The sequence below is a fragment of the Paenibacillus urinalis genome, assembly GCF_028747985.1.
GTDB classification, from domain to species: domain Bacteria; phylum Bacillota; class Bacilli; order Paenibacillales; family Paenibacillaceae; genus Paenibacillus; species Paenibacillus urinalis.
In genome coordinates this window covers 2,833,335-2,852,352 of record NZ_CP118108.1, presented here as the reverse complement: position 1 = coordinate 2,852,352, position 19,018 = coordinate 2,833,335, and the positions used below count along the sequence as shown (strand labels likewise).

Genomic DNA, 19,018 nt, shown 5'->3' with positions numbered 1-19,018 from the left:
AGCTGGTGATCGTCATCCTGAAGCTTTGAAGCATTTAACTGATAAATAATTCGGTGACAGCTTTGGGATCGGATATAGAGAAATAGAAATACAAACAGAGGCAAGTGCAAAACTTGCCTCTTTAGCATGTATCAAATATCTAACTTACGAGAACCAATCATTTTCACCATCTCAGGGTCGCGATGGGAGAAGAACAAGCTTTCTTTTGTATCCATTGCAGCGATCGAGCTCATATCCTCTTCACTTAATTGGAAGTCAAAGACATTGAAGTTCTCCTCAATTCTCTCCTTACGAACCGACTTCGGAATAACAACCACTTCTCTTTGAATCAGCCAACGCAGAATTATTTGGGCGACGGATTTGCTATATTTTTCAGCAATGGATGTCAATAGTTCATTTTCAAACATGTTGTTTTTGCCTTCAGCAAAAGGTCCCCACGATTCAATTTGCACATGATTATCCCTCATGAATTGGGAAGCTTCGATTTGCTGACAGAAAGGATGAGTTTCAACCTGATTAATTGCAGGAGTTATTTCATTATGAAGAATGAGATCAATTAGTCGGTCACTATGGAAATTGCTGACTCCAATTGCCTTAACCTTTCCTTCCCTGTACAATTCCTCCATTGCTCTCCAAGAACCGTGAACGTCTCCAAAAGGCTGATGGATTAAATACAAATCCAGATAGTCGAGCTGAAGTCTTTTCAGGGAAGCTTCGAATGCAGTTTTAGTACGCTCGTATCCTGTATCTTGAACCCAAAGCTTGGTTGTAATAAATAATTCTTCTCTGGCCACACCGCTTTGTTTGATGGCTCTTCCTACAGCTTCTTCATTGAGGTAGGAGGCTGCTGTATCAATCAGTCGGTACCCTGCGGAAATGGCTTCTAGTACACTCTGTTCGCATTGATTTGAATCTTGAATTTGAAAAACTCCGAAACCAAGTATCGGCATTTTAACACCATTATTCAAAGTAACGTATTTCATATACTAATTCTCCTTTGTAATATTTATCATTTGCTAAGCTTCAAGCATGAAATCCTGCCCTCTATATCTATTATGCAATGACAAAGCTAGGAAGCGATATCCTGATCATATTAAATGTTTGCCTATTTATATCATTTAATCTGCTAAGAAAACGATACTTTTGGATGAGTCGTAAATTTCCTTGATGTGCTTGATGTCTGATTTGGGAGGGGCCCCAAATAAACGAGAATACTCCCGACTGAACTGAGAGGGACTTTCATAACCGACTCGGAAGGCAGCTTCGGAGGCTTCGGCGGATTCTGATAACAGTAAACGACGAGCTTCCTGCAACCGAAGCTGCTTTTGAAATTGAATAGGACTCATGCCGGTGACCTGCTTGAAGTTGCGGTGAAACGAAGGAGTACTCATATTGGCAGTTTCAGCGAGCTGTTCCACACGAAGGGGTTGATCAAAATACCGTGTTATATGTTCAATCGTTTCCATGATTCGGTAGTTGTTGCTGCCTTCCATTGCAATTTGCCCCAGGGTGACGCCGTAAGGACTCTTGAGAAGTGCGTACAGTACCTCCTTAGTAATCAATGGAGCAAGAAACGGAATGTCCTCCGGTCGGTCAAGTAATTTGACCAGTCGTAGTGTTGCATCCATAAGAGTAGGCTCCATTTGACCTACAAACAGGGCACGATTTGTCTGGTCTTTTGGCTTGATGATTAGGTTAGCCTCATTGATTACTTCTAAAATCTGTGAATGTGTAAATTCGAGTTTTATGCTTAAATAAGGTAATTCAGGAGTGGCTTTAATAATTTTCCCTACAACCGGAAGATCCATAGAGGCGACGAGGTAATCTGTAAGTCCATAATTGAAACGCTCTTGTGCCAGGAATACTTCTTTTAATCCTTGAGCGATCACGCAAAAACAAGGCTTGAAAACCCTATGGGAAGGCTCGGCCAATTTCGAAATCTGAATGATATATAAAGAAGGAATCAGCGTTTCGTGTACTCCGTCAACGACAGAGTGCTTCTGAATAAGCTCAGCCAATGCCTTTTGTTGTTTAAGAATGTCTTCCATCCTAACACCCCTTTCTATGTTCCTATAATTATAAATGAAGGGTGCTATCCTGATAATACCGCTGATAGTAATAGGCAATCATTTAATAGAATCAGGATAACAGCTATTCATTTTACATGTGCATAATTGATAGTGTTCCGATAACCAGGATTATCATTGGAATTGGAACAGGGATGTTTGTTGTGAGTGCCTATGCGATTGCCGCAAAGTTAGCCATAACCGGAAGACAAGGTGCGGCTATATCTACAGTTGCAATGGGTTACAGTTCATCACTTGTGTTTGGAGTTCCGATCGGAAGGATGGTGGCAGCATCCTATGATTGGAAGACAATTTTCTGGGCGATCGGTATTCTGAGTTTACTATCCATCTTTGCAGTATTTAAATGGATTCCTGCTCTGGGAGGAGAATCTGTTGTTTCTTTTCACCAACGTTTCACTCCCTTAGTAAATCCTAAAGTAATTTTCACACTTTTCGTTACTCTTTTTGTTTTTATTAATTATTCAATCATTAATACCTATATCACGCCTTTATTAAATTCAGCATTGCGGAAATGACAGAGATCATAAGTGCCATACTGCTGGCAATGGGAATCGCAAGTTTACTTGGATCACGGTGAAAATGAACTGTGCAGTGAAGGCAAAAAAACGAATGAATATAGATAATCGAGGAGGAAGAATTTGTATAAGCGACTAAAAAATTTGTTTTCAATAAAAGGCTACGGCTTATTTGTCATATGTGTCCTATTGGTCGGTACTGGAATATCAATAACAATGCCATACTTAGCGCTCTATTATACAGAAGAATTGGGAATGAGTGCAGGCGCGTTTGGCTCATTTACAGCTTTCAGTTCATTGAGTGGTGTGGTGGCAAACTCCTTTATCGGTAAATACTCGGATCGCATGCATGATCGAAAATTAATCATTATCTTCGCCACATTATCATCAGCACTAGGCTATACTTCATACTTGGTCTTTGATCATTACTTGATCTTGCTCATTCTCGTTAGTTTTTTTAGTGGTGTAGGGGCTGCGGCTATGCCTCAGATTTATGCTTATGCCCAGGAATCAGCAATTGAAAGTAATTCTGATGATAAGACGTTTGCAATGTCTATTTTACGCACACTTGTGTCTTTCGGATTCCTGATAGGGCCATTGATTGGAACCCTAATTTTAGCGGTTGTAGGTTATAATGGACTCTTTTTAGGAACTTCTGCTATCTTTCTTGTAATTTCATCTCTCGTGCTTCTATTTCTACCCAAAAAAAGAGCTGTTCAAAAGAAGAAGCCGTCTCGCACAAATTCAATGTCAGTCTATCATAAGCAGATTATGTATCCGTTGATTGCTTTTATCTTTCTATTTGCGGTTAATGCCATAAATGGAATTATTACACCTTTGTTTATCGTAAATGAACTTCAAGGCACACACACCGATGTTGGATTGGTGGTTAGTATCTGCGCAGGTTTGGAAATTCCTATTATGTTTATATTAGGTGCATTGGGCAGAAAGATATCTAACCATTCACTGATGATGGCCGCGTGTTTTATTGCAATCATTTACAATATTATATTAAGTGTGTCAACTTACTCATGGCAGATCATTGGGGCACAACTTCTACAGGCCTTGTTTGTTGCCATTATTATGGGTAATGGACTAAGTTATTTCGCAGAATTACTCCCAAATTCACCGGGGATGTCCTCAACGATCTACTACAACGGCTCGATTATTGGAAGGTTAGTCGGAAATTTAGGGGGCGGTGTCATAGCTCAGTTTGTAGGAGTTCGTGAGGTATATTGGGTATGTCTAAGTATTGCCATTGTTACTGTTCTTATCTTATGGTATACAAAACCCCAAAAGGCTGTTAAATTAACTGGATAAAATAATTACATTACAAGCAAAATAATCTTAGCTTATCCACGACTTCTGGACCATGGTTTATCAAGCGATCGAAGACTGACAATTGACAAAGGTTATTCCTATAGATATAATTACCAATAATTTCAAATCATTTAAATGTGCTGATTAGAATTAGTAGAAGCCATGAGACCTTTCAGAGAGCCGTTGGTTGGTGCGAAACGGCAGGTTCGATTGCTTTGAACTCGTCTATGAACAGTTTTCCTGACATGTAGGGGAAACCGGGTTTCCGCCGTTACAAGGATAGATGGTGATGGCCATCGAAGGAGTTCATTTCACCCCAGTGGAATGAAATTAGAGTGGTACCGTGGGTTCAACCTCGTCTCTATTGCAGAGACGGGGTTTTTTTGTTGGCGAAATTCCGGGTTTCGCCAACCCCGCTTGATATAGATATTCCATTAGATTAAGAGGAGGAGCTCAACTGATGAAGCGTAACATTATTGTATTAGACACCACTTTACGTGACGGTGAGCAAGTGCCAGGGGCCAAATTGAACATGCAGCAAAAGGTTGAATTTGCACAGCAGCTAAAGCGCCTGAAGGTCGATATTATCGAAGCCGGATTTCCGGCATCTTCCCAAGGGGATTTTCAAGCGGTGAGGGAAATTGCCCGTACGGTGGGAGATAGCGTGTCGGTCACGGCACTTGGCAGGGCAGTAAAAAGTGATATCGATGCCGTCTACGAGAGCATCCGCATCGCGCAGCAGCCGCTCATTCATATCGTGCTGGGATCCTCGAATATTCATGTGGAGAAGAAATTCAACCGCTCCAAGGAAGCCGTCCTGCAGATGGGTGTAGACGCAGTTCGTTATGCCAAAACCTTGCTGCCGCAGGTACAGTATTCAACCGAAGACGCATCGAGAGCGGATTATGAATATTTGTGGACGATGATCGAATCGGTCGTGAAGGCAGGAGCAACGATCATTAACGTGCCGGATACGGTCGGATATGCGGAACCGGATGAATTCGGCGAGTTGATCCGCAAGCTGAACGAGCGGCTTATGAATCTGAATCCTGAGGTCTTACTTAGTGTGCATTGCCATAATGACTTGGGATTAGCAACTGCCAATACACTAAGTGCAATCAAGAACGGTGCAGGAAAAATCGAATGCACGATCAACGGCTTGGGCGAACGGGCGGGCAATACTTCGCTTGAAGAAGTTGTCATGGCACTCAAGGTTAGAGAAGCGCGTTACCAATGCGGCACGAACATCCAAACCACCGAGCTGCTGCGAACGTCGAGGCTGTTGACTTATTTGACGGGACTGGATGTCCAAGTAAACAAGGCTATCACCGGGGAGAATGCTTTCGCACATTCCTCGGGTATTCATCAGGATGGCTTGCTGAAGGATAAACAGGTATATGAGATCATGTCGCCGGAAGAAGTGGGGGCAGATAGTATGGAGTTGATATTAACGGCTCGATCAGGCCGCCATGCATTCAAGCATGCGGTGCAGCAGCTGGGCTTCGATCCCGGTGAAGGCGAGGAGCTGGAGCAGCTGTTTCAGCGTTTTCTTGAATTGGCTGACGCCAAGAAGGAAGTATATGATCATGATCTGTTCTATTTGGTATCGGAGCATCGAGAGCAATCGGCAAGCAGCCGGCAGCTCTTTGAACTGCTATCGTTCCAAGTCGTAACAAACGATGAGTGTCCAACCGCAGCATTCACGCTGCGCAAAGGCGATTCGGTACTGAGGGGCAGCGCCGTCGGCGATGGTCCCATCGACGCTTTGTTTCGCGGGATAAAAGCACTGGCAGAGCTGGACGTCAGCTTGAAGCACTATAAGATCAACAGCATCTCTAGAGGCACCGAAGCGGTTGGACGGGTCAACATTCAGCTTGAATATGTCGGCAAGACCTATGCCGGCCGCGCGATGGATACTGATATTATCAAAGCCAGCGCTCAGGCGTTCTTGAACGGAATAAACGCTGCGCTGCTGGATACGGTATACGCTCAAGAGGATTCCGCGAGCGGTGAGGTCATGTTATGAAAATATTTGTAGCTGGAGCTGCAGGTGTAATTGGACGGTTGCTTCTACCCAGATTATTGCAGGCTGGACATGAAGTCATTGGAATGACCCATAGACCGGAGCGCAAGCCATTCATTCAAGCAATGGGGGCAAAAGCGGTCATTGTCGATGCATATGAACGGAATGATATTCTAGCTGTTATCGTGGAAGAACGTCCCGATGTTGTCATTCATCAGCTTACTTCGCTTAGCAATTGGGATCTCGAGGAGAATGCCAGGATACGAATAGAAGGGACCAGAAATTTGGTGGAGGCAGCCAAGGCCGCAAATGTTAGCCGATTCATTGCACAAAGCATCTCTTGGGCTTATGAGCCAGGTGATCATCCTGCTTCGGAAGAGGTTCCCTTGGATGTTCAGGCACCTTTGCCGCGGAAATCAACTATTGATGGTATTGTTGCACTTGAAGAGGCCGTAGCTGAAGTGCAGAGCCACGTAATTCTCCGGTATGGAATGCTCTATGGACCTGGAACCTGGTACGACAAAAAGGGAGTTATGGCAGAAAAAGCGCTGCAAAGGCAGGTCCCTGCAACCGACGGAATTACTTCCTTCCTGCATGTGGAGGATGCGGCAAATGCAGCTATGCTGGCATTAGAATGGCCTAGCGGCCCGGTAAATATCGTGGATAATGAGCCTGCTGCTGGAATACAGTGGCTGCCAGTTTATGCTGATGCTCTGCAAGCCCCTTCCCCGGAATATCAAGCGAAAATCGACAGGGGCGCGCGCGGGGCATCGAATACCAAAGCGATAAATGAATATGGCTGGGTTCCTAAATACCCGACATGGAGATCCGGATTTGCACAGAGCTTAAGATCACGATCGTATTAAAATCGTGCTAGCGGTGGAAACGACTTCTTTTTGGTAACGGATTGAAATTGCTCCTCTGATTAGATCCCTTATAGCCGTGAGGTTTCCCTGCGAACGATCTATCGTGACATGGATGCAATTAATCAAGCGGGTATCCCAATTGTGTCTTTCGCCGGATCGGAGGGCGGGTATGAGATTATGCAGGGCTACCGATTGGAAAAGCAGGTATTATCTTTGGAAGATTTCTCAGCAATCTGCTCCGCCTTACGCGGAGTGCGTTCCGCGACGGATCATTTGGAAATCGATCGATTAATTGAAAGAATCAGTGCGTTAATGCCTGGGCAAAAAACATTATGTGGATCTCGATTTCAAGCCGGTACCAAACGATAAAGCGCACATGGGCCCTATACATCAGGCGATCAAAGATCGTCAATATGTTTCATTCGCATACTTGGATGGGTCTTTTTCTCAAGGGATATACTTGGTATTCGTACGGCTATTGCCTGACTCGAATGGACATCCGCGTATTTCGACTGTCCCGTATAGGAGACCTGAAGATCTTAACAGAACATTTAGTGAGACGAGACTTCACGCTGCAAGATGTTGAAGAGCAGTTTATGAACAGAGTCGATTTCAAAAAATTGCAGATGGTACTCATTTTCCAACCCGAGATAAAAACCCGGGTGCGTGATGAATTCGGCTTCGACCAAATGATTGTAAATCTTGATGGAACCTTGTCATTAACCACCTATTTTTCATCAATGAAACGAGCGATTCAGAAAATTTTAAGCTACGGATATATGGTAAAAGTGCTGGAGCCCCCGGGATTAATTTCGAACATACAGCATCAAATTCAGATGATGGCTCAGCTCTATGAGCGATGAGAATGAAGAACCTCCTAAAAAAGCTACTAGAATGAATAGCTAATTTTGGAGGTTTTATTTATTGTGAGATACAAAGTTATGTTAATTGTATGGGATATAGCAGATAGCTCGAAGGTTGAGTACTCGTTATCCGATCATGGCAAAACTCTAAGCTCGGTGTTAAACGATATGTGCAAATGGGGCTTCACGCATATCGAATTTACGAAACAACCGGAAAACGATTGAATAACATAGGGAAGCGAATATATATCCGTTCCATATCTTTAAGCAAACAGGTGGATGCACTTACTTACGATAGCCTCGTTTTAAGATAATAATACAAAAGGCAGCGCAGCTAGGACAACTGCCTTTTGTGTATGAATATGACGAACATCAAATGAGAACAAGGTTCTAAGCCATTAAGTAGCCGTCGTAACCGGCCGGCATCCTGCTGCATACACAACACTGTTGCGGATCAATTGCCGGAAGGGCTCTGGCTCGAATGAGCGAGCGTCATGACCTGGCTGCAGGTAGATGATTTTGCCCAATCCAAAACCATTCTCCCACGCAGCGGGGTATCGACGGCCTTGATATTCGTATTCCAGAAATACCTTCACAGGAGCAAAGGGGTCGAACTCAACGACGTAAGGCTCCTCCCCCATAACAAAATCTGGTACTCCTTCAAGCAAAGGATGTGTCGGTTCTATGCCGTGGTAGCTCAAAATCTGATAAGGTGGATGTGTAATGAATTTCGCCCCTATCATCTGTGCTAATTCAGAGCTCCGCTGAAGGGAGATCCCGTTATGAATTACCAGTATGCCTCCCCCTCCTGCAACGAAGGTGATTAACCCTGCGGTTTGTTCGGTTGTCAAATCCCTCAGCCAGCAGTCCGTATAGGAAATAACGACGTCAAATTCATCTCTCGACAGCTCCTTCAAGGAATCATAATCTTCCGTAACGGTTAGATTAGTGGATTCACCGATGATCTGCACAAGCTGCTGACGAGCCGGCTCTAATGGATGCCAAACATCCACACCGTTATCACCAATTAGAAGGGCATTAATTCTTTTGTTCATTGTGTTTTCTCTCCTTTTCATGTCTAAATAATTGAAATACACTAATGATGTCGCAGAACATCGTAAAAAGACGCAGTTATGCGAGATTTTTTTTTTGGAGGAATAATTATGGAGCTGGAGACATTGTGGATGGATTATCATGAGCAAATACGTCACTTTGTTCATAAGAGGATTCGTGAGCATAACGATGCTGAAGACATCGTACAGGACGTATTCATCATGGCTTCTCAAGGCTTAGCGCAGCTTAAGGACGAAGAAAAATGTCGCGCTTGGATTTATCAGATCACTCGTAACCGAATCGCGGACTATTACCGCAGGCATAGAAGGACCGAGGAGCTGACGGACATGGCAGAGCCGGAAAAGGATGAAGCCTGCTATAGCGCCCGGGAGGCGATAGAGGGAATGAAGTCCATCTTACAGAAGATGCCTGACAAATACCGAGAAGCAGTCGAGTTAGCTGACTTAAAGGGAATGCCTCAAAAAGAGCTTAGTGAGTTTCTAGAACTCTCATATTCCGGGACTAAATCAAGAGTTCAGCGGGGCCGTGAGATGATCAAGGCGATGATGACCAGCTGCTGCGAAATTGAAACCGATCGGTACGGCAATATTATCGAGTACCGTGTTGTGAAGGACGAACCAGTGCCGGCAAGAAGAACGAAGAGATAAAGTCTGATACTCAGCTATTATGTAAAAGAAACAAGAACTTGATCGCTCCGCCGATAAGATATTATCCAACTAATGGACCGGATACAATGTCTAAATCTTGCTGTCTTACTCCGTATTCCTATGTCCCGTTAAAGGTGTGTGATAAATTAATAAAAAATAGATCTTAAAGGAGATGTGAGCTTGTTATGCATACGGTAATTGAACCCAAAATTCTTTACTTTGGCACCTCAGTCGTGCTTATAAGTACGATGAATGAAGACGGAACGCCCAATCTTGCTCCGATGTCCTCTGCCTGGTGGCTCAATCAATCGTGTATGCTCGGTATGAGCAGCAAGTCTCAAACCGTTCAGAATTTGATCCGTGAGCACGAATGTGTACTTAATCTCCCTTCCATTGACTTGATTCCTTCGATTGATCGGCTCACCCTATTAACAGGTCGTACTCCAGTACCCGAATCCAAAGCATTGAGGGGCTATACGTATGAAGCGGATAAATTCGGTGTCGCAGAGTTAACCTCGCTTCCGTCACAACTTGTCTCAGCACCACGTGTGAAAGAATGCCCTGTCCATCTGGAGGCCAAATTTGTGAAGATACATCCATTCGAGCAGCCTAGTTCCCTTGTCGCCATTGAAGTGCATATTGAAAAAGTTCATATCGAAGATTCGCTTCTAATGAATGCGAACTCAAATTATGTCGATCCTTCAAAATGGAATCCAATGATTATGAATTTCTGCGAATATTTCGGTCTAGGCGAGCAACGATCTGCATCAAAATTAGCACCGGTATTCGGACCTGAATCTGTAGAGTAGGCTTGAATTATAGCAAAGGGGGAGACTGGAATGAAGACGATCAAGTGCATGATGGATCACCTGTACTGGGCAGATGAGCAAATAATGGACGCGCTCGAGGAGAGTGAGATGAAGGAAAAGGACCTTCTGAAGCTGGTTCGTCACGTTGCGGTCGCAGAGCAAGTCTGGCTGTCCCGATTACAGGGAAAGGGCAGTACGCAGTATTCGTTATGGGAAGAAGAGGAAGACCTTACAGCAATCCGGACAATGTTCAAAGAAAATGCCGAGCAATATCGTGTCTATATCGAAGATCTTGAGGAATCGGAGCTGGACGAGATAATCAACTATACGAACCAGGCGGGAATTCCATTCAGATCGTCTGTCCGGGACATATTGTTACAGGTTCTCTTGCACGGGCAATATCACCGGGGACAGATCAACCGGGCACTTCGGATTGAATCGGCTGAGCCTGTCCAAGTCGATTACATCACGTTCGTGAGGCTCTAGCACGATCTATTTATTCATTAACCAATCATTAATTGTGAATTTGTTAAATCGTTATTTTCTTACATTCAGAATAATAGGAGATAAAAGCGATGGGGAGATTAGAAATTGTAAAAGCTAAATTTGAAGATGGCAAAATAATATCATTATTAATACAAGAGTCCTTTAAGCGACAAGCTGAGTTATTAAACATATCCGAGTCAGATTACCCAGATTATGTTGCATTCGAGACTGAAGAAATGGCTAGAAATAGAATTGCTAACACGCATGTGAAAATTTTATTTATAGATACTGAGCCTATGGGAACAATTGGTTCGTATATGGTGGATGAAGTCGGATATATTGAAAGACTAGCTATTCTTCCAAGATTCCGCGGGAATGATTATGGTAAACGCTTATTGGAGAAGACAGAAACGGAACTATTCAATAGTGGATGTAAGGTTATCAATTTATCGATTGTTGCGAGTTTTGATAGATTACAAAAATACTATGAGCAAAATGGATATCAGTGTAATGAGAAAAAAAGATATCCATTCTTACCCTTTGATGTGCAATATTTAAGTAAAAACATCAAACAACCAAACTTACGTTAACTACGTTTACTCGGCAGGTATTACTGCTTTTTTAATGTGTCGGTACAAGCTCTTGTCTTAAACCAAGGAGAAGAACTTGTACCCATTGCCGATTAGGTTTATAACTGATTGGTTTGACCTTTTTTATCATTAAAAAAGATTTTTGGTAATTTTCTGAGTTAGATGCTCAATTCTCGGTATCATTGCGGCATCATCAACTAATGAAAGTTTATGAGTTTTAAACAGTTGAATTTTCTTCAACTGATAATAATCGTTTAGAATTTGTTGAACAGTTAGTTGGTTTAACATTAGATATTTAATATCTAACATTCCTCTCAAAATTTCATCCTGCATAATTAAAAGTTTACCATTCAAATCATTAAAAATCCCTTTTTGAATTCCTTCCTTGTAAAAAGCTAATATTTTATCTTCACGCTGCTTTACAGCACCCTCAAATCGACCGTAACAATCTGGGTAACTAGTTTCGAGTTCTTTAATGAAGACATCCGAGAAGTATACGATTAGAGAGACAGATTGTTCAAACATTTGCTGAAACCGAGCACCGTAACTTTGTTCTGAATCCATCGAATTAAATGTTAAATCATTCATGTATTCTATAAAACCATTAACTATGAACCCGATAATCTCTTCTTTTGTAGAAAAATACTTATATAAAGTTGCTCGGCTTATTTCCATTAATTTAGCTATTTCATCCATTCGAACGGATTGAAGCCCATGCTTACGCAAATAAGGGAGCAACTTCGTTATATACTTAGCTCGATTTTGATACTTCTTATCCGGCTTATTTACATGGTTGTTCAGAATATATTCCCCCTCAACTCTATTATAACCTGAATTATAGCCATGTATATAATTAAGATACAAAGTAGACAAAAAAGATATAATTTGTTTACCTTGTAAAAATAATGTGATATGCTGTTTCTCGAAATTAATTAATCCATAGAGAGGATAATTCAAATGAGAACGCAGAAACTTGGAAACAGTGATCTTTTCGTTTCATCGATCGGTCTGGGTATGATGGGAATGTCTCCGGGTACTTATGGGACTATAAATGACGAAGAGTCAATTAAGACTGTTCATTGGGCCTTGGATCTAGGTGTAACGCTTCTTGATACAGCTGATACGTATGGCAATGGACATAACGAGGAACTATTGGGAAAGGCACTAAAAGGTAGAAGAGAGCAAGCTATCGTTGCTACTAAGTTTACGTTCGGACCGAATTGGGAGTTTATCGGAGGACACCCTGATTACGTAAAGAAAGCAATTGATGAAAGTTTGAGACGCCTCAATCTCGATTACATCGACTTGTATTATCAACATCGTGTCGATCCAAACGTTCCGATTGAAGAAACAGTAGGTGCGATGGCTGATCTAGTTAAAGCGGGCAAGGTTCGCTATTTAGGACTTTCAGAAGCAGATCCGGCTAACATCCGTCGAGCACATTCGGTGCATCCAATTTCTGCTCTTCAAACGGAATATTCTTTATGGAGTCGAGATGTGGAAGAAGAAATTCTGCCTACTGTAAAAGAACTGGGCATCACATTTGTGGCTTATAGTCCTCTGAGCAGAGGGTTCATCACAGGTGAACTTCGAAACTTTGAAGATTTTAAAGCTGATGACATGCGTCAATATTTACCGCGCTTCCAAGGTGAAAACTTCCAAAAGAATGTTGATATCGTGGACAAACTTAAAGAAATCGCGCAAGAGAAGAATTGCTCAGTTGCACAACTAGCGATCGCTTGGACGATATCTAAGGGAGCCGTACCAATTCCAGGTACGAAGCGCCGAACATATTTAGAAGAAAATGTAGGGGCAATTGAAATTGAGCTTACTACAGAGGACTTAAAACGAATTGACGGTGTTAGCCCAACTGCGTTTGGTGGGCGGTATTGATCGGGATTATATTTATGATTACCTGTTTCAGGGTGATTTTGTCTACAAAATGCAGTAAGATAGGACATGCTTCAATTGTATACAGAATAGATAAGGACCTCTCACCATAATGGTGAGGGTCCCTTTTTTTGGATTGATATAAAGAAGTGAAATTCCGTTAAGTGATTGTAAGACCTCCACTTGCATATCCCGCAACAGTTGTAGCCACATCAATTCCGGCAGTGACTGATGCTGAGAAAACCATGAGCAGTCGGTCACCGGCTGTAACAGGAATACTCAGCCCTGTAGTTAAACCGCTGGATATCGTGCCCAGTGCCAGGACGCCGGTCAGTGGTGGAGCCAAGGTTACCACTGCACCCGGTACAGCCGCAAAGGTGTTATTAGGTGTAGTCGAACGGAATAATTGTGCTGTAATAGTTACTGTAGATCCGACCAAGCTAAGTCCAGCTGTTGTACTGAAATAAGCGGCCAGTGAAGTAATCGTTCCTGCACGGGGTGCCGAGAAGGCAAAGTTAAGCAAAGTGCCTGCTGCGCCTGTGAGATCAATAATCCCTCCGGTAACACTTACCCCTGTAGAACTGCTGCCAAAACCAACTAAGCTGGAGGTATTCAATAGTCCACCTAACACAGTAGTCAATGCAGCTGGAAGTCCTGAAGCATAAGGAATGATTGCTCCAGAACCTGCCGCTCCCGTGGCTCCCGTTACACCTGCTAAGCCCGTAGCTCCAGTTACCCCTGTTGCACCTGCTAAGCCCGTAGCTCCAGTTACCCCTGTTGCACCAGGTAATCCGGTAGCTCCAGTAACTCCCGTTGCACCAGTTAAACCGATAGCTCCAGTTTCTCCAGTTGCACCTGTTGAACCAGTGGCCCCGGTTACTCCTGTTGCACCAGGTAAGCCCGCAGCTCCAGTTTCTCCAGTTGCACCTGTTGAGCCAATGGCCCCGGTTGCCCCCGTTGAACCTGGTAATCCGGCAGCTCCAGTTTCTCCAGTTGCACCTGTTGAGCCAGTGGGCCCGGTTACTCCCGTTGTACCTGGTAATCCGATAGCTCCAGTTACTCCTGTTGCACCTGTCGAGCCAGTGGGCCCGGTTACTCCCGTTGTACCTGGTAATCCGGCAGCTCCCGTTTCTCCTGTTGCACCTGTCGAGCCAGTGGGCCCGGTTACTCCCGTTGCACCAGGTAAGCCCGTAGCTCCGGTAGCCCCAGTTACGCCAGTAGCTCCAGCGATGCTTGGAATTTCTCCCAGCAATTCAGAAGAAACCAAACGATGGGCTGCTACCAAAGAGCCTGTACTGCTCTTACCCCATACGGATACTTGAATAGGATCATTCACCGTCGCAGTTGTAGTAAAAGTAAACTCGAACGCATCAAAATTAGCAAAATAGTCATTGTTCATTACTTCATTTGGTGCAATGTTAATTGACTCACTGACATACAAAGTCCTCATTCCACCATCCATGTAATACCCTTGAATGAGTACAGATGAAGCTGTTATATCGCTGCGGTTATCAATGCTGATGGTAACTAACTGAGTCGGTCTTACGCCGTTTACAGCATTATTTTCTATTGGCCCTGTTGATAAAAAGCTCATCGTTACATCTCCTCTTTTGAGTAGATTTTGTCTGTTAGATGTCCGTAAGTGTTTTTTCGTGCACTACCACACGATGTGCTTCAACCAATTGTCCAGAAGCTTGTTTACCCCACACGGAAACTCCTACTTCTTCCAAGCCTTCCATGCTTGTTTCAAAAACAAATTCATACGCATCTAAATCCGCAAAATAACTTCTAGTCACTACTTCGTTAGGTGCAATACTGACGACTTCATTCACATACAGTGTTCTCGATGTACCAAGCGCATACCCCTGGACGGATACGGTTAGAGAGTCCACTGCAGCACGACTTACCAATCTAATTGTGACCTGTTGTGTCGGTCTAACCCCGGAAACGGGATTGTTTTGTACCGGCCCCGTTGATAAAATAGCCATTTCCCCATCCCACCTTATATGACCACTTATACTAGCTGTATTTGCTATTAAGCCACATAACAGTATTATTCAAAGAATAAAGCAGCGGTGTGGACTGAAATACTGGAATATTTGAATATCCGCAATTGAGCGGAGACTTCAATAATGTGACATCTGCAGGGAATGATATCAATTAAGAGCACTCTGTGAGAAGCCAAACGCGATTTAATTAGCTATGATATAAAGACAAGGAGGTAAATGATATGCACGCTTGGGAAGCAATAGATAAGACGCTGACATATATTGAGGAACATTTAACAGAAGAGATTCGTACAGAAACGCTGGCTGATGCAGCCTGTCTTTCACCGTTTTATTTTCAACGATTATTTAAGCGATTAGTAAGAAAACCGGTACAGGAATATATAAAACTCCGCCGCCTGGCCAAAGCAATAAATGCACTGAACAATCCAAAGCTACGAATTCTGGATGTTGCATTAGAATACGGATTCTCCAGTCATGGAAACTTTTCGAGAGCATTTAAGGAGATATATCAAATGACTCCCGAAGAATATAAGAGGGATCTGCCGCTCTTAAATACCTTCAACAGACCGGAAATTTCAGCTCATTATGTGCTGGTTGATGAAAATGTCCCTTTGATCGTAGGGAATATGGTTATAGAAATTCAAAAGAAATTACTGAAAGAACCTGAAGTATACTTTGGCTTAGAAGCAGAAGTAAATATTGCAAATCAGATTCCAGTTGGTGAAAGTACGGGGATTGATATTCCGGGACAGCTGTGGAGAGCATTTCAATCCCAGAAAAATGAGATAGCAGATTCTATTAACGGTGATGTTGAAATGGCAATGTCTCATATGGCGAACCTAGAAAAAGGAACCTTCCTTTACTTTGTCGGTGGATTAGCCACATCAACGAATAGAAGTGTAAGTGATGATATCGTTAAACAAATTCTTCCTGCTGGCGAATATGTTGTATGTAGGATTGAAGCAGAGTCCTTCGAAGAGCTTGTTACCACCGCATTGAATCAGGCAAATAAATATTTGATTGAGACGTGGTTGAGTAACCATGAAATCGAAACACATCCGTTCTCTGCCGAAAAATATTACAAGGAAAATCCAGAAATGAACTGTATGGAAATTTGGGTGCTTCGTTTGTGATGCTAGATAAAATAGTTACAAAAAAGTTAAGAAATTATAACAAATTTTCAGTATTTATTTTTGACACTTCAGCATGTGGTAAGTAAATCCAACTAAAAAGATACTAAATGAAATATAGATATATTGACCTAATATAATTCAGGTTGATATTTAATGTTAAAGATATATTTAATTCTGATATTTAGCTAATAATTAGCGTTAGTATATAAAAAAACATTTAGTTCATAGATTTATTTTATAATAGCTGTTGTAGTTATATTATACTATGTAAAGTGTTGGTGTTTTAAGTCTTAAGTCCGATGAAATTTAGCTATATACTAGAATACAATGAGTTCAGTTTATGGCTTTTGAAGGATTTGAAACTTAACAAACCTATTACATCAGGAGGTTCTACAACATGAAGGTTACAAAAATGATACTATCTGGAGCTGTTGCATCTGCATTGCTCTTCGGCTCAGTAAGCCTGCCAGTATTCACAAGCCAATCTTATGCAGCAGCAACAACCAAAGAGGTGCTATACGGAGTTAACCTGCGAGAGACAGCAAGTACTTCTTCTTCTGTTATTCGATTGCTTAAAAAGGGCGAGACCGTTACCCTGCTAGGCACTTCCGGCTCTAACTGGATTAAAGTTAAGGATACAAAAGGAAACACGGGATATATTTCGTCCTCCTCTAAATATACACAAACTGTAAATGGAAGCAGCTCTTCAAGTAATGAAAGCAGCTCCAGCGAAAGCTCTGTTTCAACTAACACCAGCTCAACGGTAGAGAAAGTCATTTCTGCTGGCATGAAATATCTGGGAACACCGTATGAATACGGTGCATCACGCAGCAGCACAAATACATTTGACTGTTCTTCTTTTGTGAGACAAGCATTCATTGATGGAGCAGGAATTACCCTGCCTTCAGATTCTCGTAAGCAAGGAGCTTACGTCAAAAATAAAGGGAATGCAAAATCCAGTATTTCTTCCTTGAAACGTGGAGATCTGATGTTCTTTATGTCTTATAAAGGGACAAGCAAATCAGCTTATTCCGGTATTAACAAGAGCTCAGCTACAATTACACATGTTGGAATTTATCTTGGTGACGGCAAAATCCTGCAGACTTATTCAGCTGAATCAGGCGGAGTAAGAGTCGACTCCATTGAAGGAAAGCATTGGGAATACCGGTTCCTATTCGGTGGCAGTGCATTGTAATCATGATCTTAACATCCTAGCCTTTTCCTTAGGGAAATGGCTTTTTTTATTGGTTTAGGAACGGAAACGGGTCATAAGTTGTATTTTCTTATTGCGTATCTTAACATTGAGCATAACAAGACTTCAATTTCATAGCTGATTTCATTAGGAGAGTGAGTCATCGTGAGTATATCTGAACGTATTTATGGCAGCACAGAACGATTAATTTTAAGGCAATTCTCAGAACAAGATATTGAGCCCTTTTATTCGTACCGCACTAATCCGGTTGTGGCTAAATTTCAACCATGGGGAAACTATCAATATAACGATGCAGTATCGTTTGTTAGACAGCAAATAACAAATGTGCCAGGTCAGCCTGGTACCTGGTTCCAATTTGCCATTGTTTTGGTTGAAACGAATCAATTCATTGGAGATTGCGCTCTACATACACTCTTGGATGAGCCTCGAATTGTTGAAATTGGTTTTACGCTCGCTGAAGAGCATCAAGGAATGGGCTATGCCAGTGAGGCGATTAAACTTTTATTCAATTTTGTGTTTGAACAACTTCATAAACACAAGGTTATCGCGTTTACCGATGTTAGAAACGAAGGCTCAATTCGTCTACTTGAACGGGTGGGTATGAGGAGAGAAGGTCATCTTTTGGAAAACTATTACTCAAATGGACAATGGGTCAACGAGTATCAATATTCGTTACTTCAGTCCGAATGGATTAATTTGAAAAAATAAAAAAAGCGCTACCTAAACTGATAATGTCATAAACCTTTAATTCATAACAATTGACCGTGAGCAGATCAAAGATCCGCTGACGGTTTATTATGCCTTGGGAGCAGGATTATGTCTCTGTGCGTCGTTATACGATCGAAAATGGTTTTATGGACCGGAAGGATGATTGAAGCTTGTATTGGATAAAAGGATAACAGGAGGTAAAACATGCTGACACTAGTAGAAATAAGCGAAAATTTGCTGCAGGCAGAAATGGAGATTTTGAACTCGGATCCGTATTTTAACCGTGTATCGTTCGATTCCGAAGTAATGAGTCCGGAGGATCTGGCACGAGATAAAGAAAACGGAGCGAGGCTAGGGGCTGGCTGAACGGTTTCTGGTTCGGGAGGGAGAAGGGTTTGTCGGAATATTAGAGTTTATAATGTTAAACCCCAGCGATAATTGCCCTTGGCTTGGTCTGCTGCAAGTGGATAAAAAGCTGCAAGGTCAAGGATACGGTTCTCGAATACTTGGGCTTTACATGGAAGAGATGAGGAGACGGAACGTCGCTGTATTTCGAATCGGTGTTCTGGAAGGAAATGATGCGGCGCTTGGTTTTTGGCGGCAACAAGGCTTTGAAGATGTAAGCACGGCTAGAACTGTGGTCAATGATCGTGAGAAAACAGTATTCGTAATGGAGAAAAAAATAAATGAACAAGGACAATATTAGACCCATTGAAAGTTTGTTGTTAAGCGTACTGGAGATTCGTTTCAATGACCTGAAAAGGTCTGCAGGCTGGTCATTCAAT

24 protein-coding genes, 1 pseudogene and 1 other annotated feature are annotated in these 19,018 nt (G+C 42.4%); of the genes and pseudogenes, 19 read left to right on the top strand and 6 right to left on the bottom strand.

What is annotated here, in order from left to right:
* Positions 1-131: 131 nt before the first annotated feature.
* Both PUW25_RS13180 and PUW25_RS13175 read right to left on the bottom strand, forming a co-directional pair.
* Positions 132-983: an aldo/keto reductase gene (locus PUW25_RS13180; RefSeq protein ID WP_274337177.1), complete on the bottom strand. Its 852-nt coding sequence runs from the start codon at positions 981-983 to the stop codon at positions 132-134.
* A gap of 135 nt (positions 984-1,118) precedes the next feature.
* Positions 1,119-2,048, bottom strand: coding sequence for an AraC family transcriptional regulator (locus PUW25_RS13175; RefSeq protein ID WP_274337176.1), 930 nt, complete (start codon positions 2,046-2,048; stop codon positions 1,119-1,121).
* Between the two features lie 182 nt (positions 2,049-2,230).
* Here PUW25_RS13175 and PUW25_RS13170 point away from each other — a divergent pair, with 182 nt between their 5' ends.
* The 8 genes and pseudogenes from PUW25_RS13170 to PUW25_RS13140 all read left to right on the top strand — a co-directional run bounded on the left by PUW25_RS13170 (position 2,231) and on the right by PUW25_RS13140 (position 7,899).
* On the top strand, positions 2,231-2,602 hold the full coding sequence (locus PUW25_RS13170; RefSeq protein WP_274337175.1) for an MFS transporter: 372 nt from the start codon (positions 2,231-2,233) through the stop codon (positions 2,600-2,602).
* Between the two features lie 123 nt (positions 2,603-2,725).
* Positions 2,726-3,922 carry a sugar efflux transporter gene (locus tag PUW25_RS13165; RefSeq protein ID WP_274337174.1) on the top strand — a complete coding sequence of 399 codons (1,197 nt, stop codon included), beginning with the start codon at positions 2,726-2,728 and terminating at the stop codon, positions 3,920-3,922.
* A 131-nt stretch (positions 3,923-4,053) separates the two neighbouring features.
* Positions 4,054-4,288: a binding site (T-box leader), on the top strand.
* A 94-nt stretch (positions 4,289-4,382) separates the two neighbouring features.
* Positions 4,383-5,948 (top strand): 2-isopropylmalate synthase, encoded by a 1,566-nt coding sequence (locus PUW25_RS13160; protein ID WP_274337173.1) that lies wholly within the window; start codon positions 4,383-4,385, stop codon positions 5,946-5,948.
* Positions 5,945-6,811 carry an NAD-dependent epimerase/dehydratase family protein gene (locus tag PUW25_RS13155; protein WP_274337172.1) on the top strand — a complete coding sequence of 289 codons (867 nt, stop codon included), beginning with the start codon at positions 5,945-5,947 and terminating at the stop codon, positions 6,809-6,811. The genes PUW25_RS13160 and PUW25_RS13155 overlap by 4 nt, the downstream gene beginning before the upstream one ends.
* A gap of 108 nt (positions 6,812-6,919) precedes the next feature.
* A complete protein-coding gene (locus PUW25_RS13150; RefSeq protein ID WP_274337171.1) occupies positions 6,920-7,180 on the top strand; it encodes a hypothetical protein in 261 nt (86 codons plus the stop codon).
* Positions 7,144-7,302, top strand: a pseudogene (locus tag PUW25_RS27600) (hypothetical protein); the annotation flags it as partial. The gene PUW25_RS13150 and the pseudogene PUW25_RS27600, both read left to right, overlap by 37 nt.
* 105 nt (positions 7,303-7,407) lie before the next feature.
* The gene (locus tag PUW25_RS27595) at positions 7,408-7,674 is read left to right on the top strand and encodes a WCX domain-containing protein (protein WP_476641291.1); all 267 of its coding nucleotides are present in this window, start codon (positions 7,408-7,410) and stop codon (positions 7,672-7,674) included.
* 78 nt (positions 7,675-7,752) lie between these two features.
* Complete coding sequence (locus tag PUW25_RS13140; RefSeq protein ID WP_420799984.1) at positions 7,753-7,899, top strand: winged helix-turn-helix transcriptional regulator; 147 nt, start codon at positions 7,753-7,755, stop codon at positions 7,897-7,899.
* A gap of 173 nt (positions 7,900-8,072) precedes the next feature.
* Here the strand turns inward: PUW25_RS13140 and PUW25_RS13135 are convergent, their stop codons facing one another.
* Positions 8,073-8,729 carry a ThuA domain-containing protein gene (locus PUW25_RS13135; protein WP_274337170.1) on the bottom strand — a complete coding sequence of 219 codons (657 nt, stop codon included), beginning with the start codon at positions 8,727-8,729 and terminating at the stop codon, positions 8,073-8,075.
* Between the two features lie 108 nt (positions 8,730-8,837).
* Between PUW25_RS13135 and sigZ the strand changes: the two genes are divergently transcribed.
* The 4 genes from sigZ to PUW25_RS13115 all read left to right on the top strand — a co-directional run bounded on the left by sigZ (position 8,838) and on the right by PUW25_RS13115 (position 11,280).
* Positions 8,838-9,395, top strand: coding sequence for an RNA polymerase sigma factor SigZ (gene sigZ / locus PUW25_RS13130; protein WP_274337169.1), 558 nt, complete (start codon positions 8,838-8,840; stop codon positions 9,393-9,395).
* A 185-nt stretch (positions 9,396-9,580) separates the two neighbouring features.
* Positions 9,581-10,204: a flavin reductase family protein gene (locus PUW25_RS13125; RefSeq protein ID WP_274337168.1), complete on the top strand. Its 624-nt coding sequence runs from the start codon at positions 9,581-9,583 to the stop codon at positions 10,202-10,204.
* Positions 10,205-10,234: 30 nt separating this feature from the next.
* Positions 10,235-10,690 carry a DinB family protein gene (locus PUW25_RS13120; protein ID WP_274337167.1) on the top strand — a complete coding sequence of 152 codons (456 nt, stop codon included), beginning with the start codon at positions 10,235-10,237 and terminating at the stop codon, positions 10,688-10,690.
* Positions 10,691-10,779: 89 nt separating this feature from the next.
* Positions 10,780-11,280, top strand: a complete 501-nt coding sequence (locus tag PUW25_RS13115; protein ID WP_047911860.1) for a GNAT family N-acetyltransferase — start codon at positions 10,780-10,782, stop codon at positions 11,278-11,280.
* Positions 11,281-11,409: 129 nt separating this feature from the next.
* On the opposite strand, the gene PUW25_RS13110 is transcribed toward PUW25_RS13115, so the two are convergent.
* Positions 11,410-12,018, bottom strand: a complete 609-nt coding sequence (locus PUW25_RS13110) for a TetR/AcrR family transcriptional regulator (RefSeq protein WP_274338623.1) — start codon at positions 12,016-12,018, stop codon at positions 11,410-11,412.
* Positions 12,019-12,237: 219 nt separating this feature from the next.
* Between PUW25_RS13110 and PUW25_RS13105 the strand changes: the two genes are divergently transcribed.
* On the top strand, positions 12,238-13,173 hold the full coding sequence (locus PUW25_RS13105; protein WP_274337165.1) for an aldo/keto reductase: 936 nt from the start codon (positions 12,238-12,240) through the stop codon (positions 13,171-13,173).
* Positions 13,174-13,330: 157 nt separating this feature from the next.
* On the opposite strand, the gene PUW25_RS13100 is transcribed toward PUW25_RS13105, so the two are convergent.
* Positions 13,331-14,764, bottom strand: a complete 1,434-nt coding sequence (locus PUW25_RS13100) for an exosporium glycoprotein BclB-related protein (protein ID WP_274337164.1) — start codon at positions 14,762-14,764, stop codon at positions 13,331-13,333.
* 34 nt (positions 14,765-14,798) lie between these two features.
* Entirely contained in the window at positions 14,799-15,158 is a 360-nt protein-coding gene (locus PUW25_RS13095) for a hypothetical protein (RefSeq protein ID WP_274337163.1), read from the bottom strand.
* 242 nt (positions 15,159-15,400) lie between these two features.
* Here PUW25_RS13095 and PUW25_RS13090 point away from each other — a divergent pair, with 242 nt between their 5' ends.
* The 6 genes from PUW25_RS13090 to PUW25_RS13065 all read left to right on the top strand — a co-directional run bounded on the left by PUW25_RS13090 (position 15,401) and on the right by PUW25_RS13065 (position 18,939).
* Positions 15,401-16,312 (top strand): AraC family transcriptional regulator, encoded by a 912-nt coding sequence (locus tag PUW25_RS13090; protein WP_274337162.1) that lies wholly within the window; start codon positions 15,401-15,403, stop codon positions 16,310-16,312.
* A 397-nt stretch (positions 16,313-16,709) separates the two neighbouring features.
* Positions 16,710-17,507 (top strand): C40 family peptidase, encoded by a 798-nt coding sequence (locus PUW25_RS13085; RefSeq protein WP_274337160.1) that lies wholly within the window; start codon positions 16,710-16,712, stop codon positions 17,505-17,507.
* 162 nt (positions 17,508-17,669) lie between these two features.
* Positions 17,670-18,233, top strand: a complete 564-nt coding sequence (locus tag PUW25_RS13080) for a GNAT family N-acetyltransferase (protein WP_274337159.1) — start codon at positions 17,670-17,672, stop codon at positions 18,231-18,233.
* 89 nt (positions 18,234-18,322) lie between these two features.
* Positions 18,323-18,400 (top strand): DUF2087 domain-containing protein, encoded by a 78-nt coding sequence (locus PUW25_RS13075; RefSeq protein ID WP_152557734.1) that lies wholly within the window; start codon positions 18,323-18,325, stop codon positions 18,398-18,400.
* Between the two features lie 37 nt (positions 18,401-18,437).
* Entirely contained in the window at positions 18,438-18,599 is a 162-nt protein-coding gene (locus PUW25_RS13070; RefSeq protein ID WP_274337158.1) for a hypothetical protein, read from the top strand.
* The gene (locus tag PUW25_RS13065) at positions 18,592-18,939 is read left to right on the top strand and encodes a GNAT family N-acetyltransferase (protein ID WP_338000055.1); all 348 of its coding nucleotides are present in this window, start codon (positions 18,592-18,594) and stop codon (positions 18,937-18,939) included. Before PUW25_RS13070 ends, PUW25_RS13065 begins: the two co-directional genes overlap by 8 nt.
* Positions 18,940-19,018 lie beyond the last annotated feature (79 nt).